Origin of the sequence: Paenibacillus sp. EKM206P (assembly GCF_011066155.1) — a bacterium.
GTDB classification, from domain to species: Bacteria; Bacillota; Bacilli; order Paenibacillales; family Paenibacillaceae; genus Paenibacillus; species Paenibacillus polymyxa_D.
In genome coordinates this window covers 1-3,512 of the sequence record NZ_JAAMNQ010000038.1, presented here as the reverse complement: position 1 = coordinate 3,512, position 3,512 = coordinate 1, and the positions used below count along the sequence as shown (strand labels likewise).

The window sequence follows — 3,512 nt, the reverse complement described above, 5'->3', positions numbered from 1 at the left end:
TGGCTGAACGCACGCTTCTACATCGTGGACAGCCAGCTGAATCCGGTGCCGATCGGCGTACTGGGCGAGTTGTGCATTGGCGGTGCTGGAGTGGCACGTGGATACCTGAACCGCCCAGACCTGACGGCCGAGAAATTCGTGGCGAATCCGTATGTAGCCGGTGAACGATTGTACCGCACAGGTGACCTGGCGCGGTGGATGCCAGACGGCAATGTGGACTTTATCGGTCGGATGGACTACCAGGTCAAAATCCGGGGCTACCGGATTGAGCTGGGCGAGATTGAAACGGCGATCCAGCGGGTACCGGGTGTGCGTCAAGCCGTAGTCATCGACCGGACGGATGAGCGTGGACACAAGTACTTGTGCGGGTACATCACGGGAGAAGCTGAGCTGCGGATCGAGGAAGTACAAGCAGAACTGGAATCCGGGTTACCCGCGCACATGGTGCCAGCACGCTTGATGCGACTGGAGACGATTCCGCTGACCAGCAACGGCAAAATCGATCGCAAGGCCTTGCCGGAACCGGAGGGAAGCATCCATACGGGTGCAGCCTATGTGGCACCACGTACTACGGCAGAGCAAGTACTGGCTGCAGTGTGGGCCGGAGTACTCGGCGTGGAAGCGGTAGGCACGCAGGATAACTTCTTTGAACTGGGCGGCGATTCGATCAAAGCACTGCAAGTATCGTCCCGCTTGCTGCAAGCAGGCTATCGATTGAACATAAAGGATCTCTTCAGCAATCCGACGGTAGCGGCGCTCAGTCCTTTGCTTCGTACAGATGGTAAGATGGCCAGTCAGGATGAGGCCGTAGGCAAGGTAGATCTGACACCCATTCAGCGATGGTTCTTCGAGCAGCAGCCTGCTGATCTGCACCACAGCAATCAGGCGATGATGCTGTACCGAGCTGGGCGCTTTGACGTCAACGCGCTACGCCGTACAATGGACCGTATTGTCCAGCATCATGACGCATTGCGCACGGTATTCCGTGAGACGGAGCAAGGCTATGCAGCTTGGAACCGCAGTGTAGAGGAAGGCGAGCTATACACGCTGGACATTGTAGATTTTAGTGGAGTTGAAGACGAATCCACCGCTGTAGAAGCTAAGGCGAGTGAAATTCAAGCCAGCATTCATTTGAGCGAGGGGCCGCTGGTGAAGCTCGGTCTGTTCCACTGCGCTGAGGGCGACCATTTGCTAATCGTCATTCATCATTTGGTTGTGGACGGCGTATCGTGGCGTATTTTGCTGGAGGATTTGGCATCCGGTTATGAGCAGGCTGTTGCAGGTAAAACAGGCACAGCTATTCGGCTGCCGCATAAAACAGATTCATTCCAGGTATGGGCCGAGCAGCTGTCGGCCTATGCGAATAGCGCGACGATGGAGCGGGAGCTTGCTTACTGGCAGCATATCGAACAAGCAGAAGCCAGTCTTGCGAAGCCTTTGCCAAAGGATTTTGCGAATGACAATGCACTGCTTGGGGACAGTGAGGTTGTGACGGTCCGCTGGACGAAGCAGGAAACCGAGCAGTTGCTCAAACAAGCTCATCGCGCATACAACACGGAAATGAATGACCTGCTGCTGGCTGCGCTCGGAAAAGCCGTATATGACTGGTCTGGTTCTGAACGGGTGCTGGTCAACCTGGAGGGCCATGGACGGGAAGCTATTGTACCGGATGTGGATATTACGCGGACAGTCGGTTGGTTTACGAGCCAGTTCCCGGTTGTACTGGATGGAAGTCTGGGACAAGGGGGGAATACGGCTCGTCTGATCAAACGGGTCAAGGAAGGGCTGCGTCATATTCCGCAGAAAGGCATCGGCTATGGTATTTTACGATACCTGTCGGATACGAATGTTCTGGAGAAAGCAGGCGTGCAGTTAAAGGCTCAGCCTGAGATCAGTTTTAACTATTTGGGCCAATTCGATCAGGATTATAAAGGCAATGATCTGGAGCCTTCCTCCTATTCCATCGGTGTGCCTGTCAGCACGAATGCGGCTATGGATTTTGCACTGGATATCAATGGAGTCATCGAGGATGGAGAACTGATTTTCACGATTCGCTACGGTACAACGCAATTCCGTCATGAGACGATTGCACGACTTGGAGAGCTGCTGGCATCCGGCTTGCGTGAGGTGATTCATCATTGTGTCGCTCAAGAAAGAACGGTGCTGACCCCAAGTGATGTCCTGTTAAATCATGTAACACTGGATGAGCTGGAGCAATTGGTGAAGGATACGCAAGATATGGGTGAGCTGGAAAATGTGTATGCTTTGACGCCGATGCAAAAGGGCATGCTCTTCTTCAGTCTGATGGATGAAAATTCGGCAGCTTATTTTGAACAGGCCACCTTTGAGTTGAACGGTCGTTTTGATGTGGTTGCTTTTGGTAAAAGCTTTGATCTGCTCGTGCAGCGTCATGAGGCATTGCGGACGAACTTTATCAGTTCATGGAAGGATGAGCCTGTACAGGTCGTCTTCCGCAACCGTAGCGGACAAATATATTATGAAGACTTGCGCGGACTAGAAAAAGAGGAACGAGAAGCTCGTGTTGAAGCTTTTGCCATCGAGGACAAAGCGAAAGGATTCAATCTCGCAGAGGATGCACTCATTCGTGTCTCCATTTTGCAAACGGGGGATGAAACGTATCACTTTGTTTGGAGCTTCCATCACATTTTGATGGATGGCTGGTGCTTGTCCTTTATGACACAGGAGGTATTTGGCAGCTATCTGACACTGCGCGCCGGTCATGAGCCAGCGCTGGAGCCTGTCACGCCGTTCAGTCGATTTATCGAATGGCTGGAACGTCAGGACCGTGAGGCAGCTTTGCAATATTGGCGTGGGTATCTGGCGGACTATGAGCAGCAAATTACGCTTCCTCAGCAAAAAACACAGCCGAAATCGATGCAAGCCGGGCTATATGTCGCTGAAGATCTGGAATGTGACTTCCAGCCAGAGCTGGTTGCTCAGATCGAACGGGTAGCGAAGCAAAATCAGGTCACGATCAATACGCTGATTCAGACCGTATGGGGCGTTCTGTTGCAAAAATATAACAACAGTACGGATATCGTGTTTGGCAGCGTTGTGTCCGGTCGTCCAGGGGATATTCCAGGTGTGGAGCACATGATCGGGCTATTTATTAATACAATTCCAGTGCGTGTGCAGTCTGAACCAGGTGAAAGTTTTGTCGAGCTGATGAGACGAACACAGCGGCAGGCGCTGGCTTCCAATGGTTATGATGCGTTCCCGCTGTATGAAATTCAAGCACTGACCGAGCAGAAGCAGGATTTGATCAATCATATTATGATATTTGAAAATTATCCGGTGGAGCAGCAGGTAGAGCAGCTGGGCAGTGAAGGACAGGAACCATTTACAATTTCGAATGTGGTGGCTACAGAGCAAACGAACTACGATCTAAACGTCGTCGTGATGCCAGGAGAAGGTATCAAGATTCGTTTTATGTATAACACGCTCAGCTTTGATCAAGCAGGTATTGAGCGCTTGTATGGACATTTTGCACG

At 51.9% G+C, this 3,512-nt stretch carries 1 protein-coding gene; it reads left to right on the top strand.

Going from position 1 to position 3,512, the window contains the following annotated elements; all coding sequences use genetic code 11:
- On the top strand, positions 1–3,512 hold a 3,512-nt coding region (locus G9G53_RS25525; protein WP_165150866.1), incomplete at both ends, for a condensation domain-containing protein.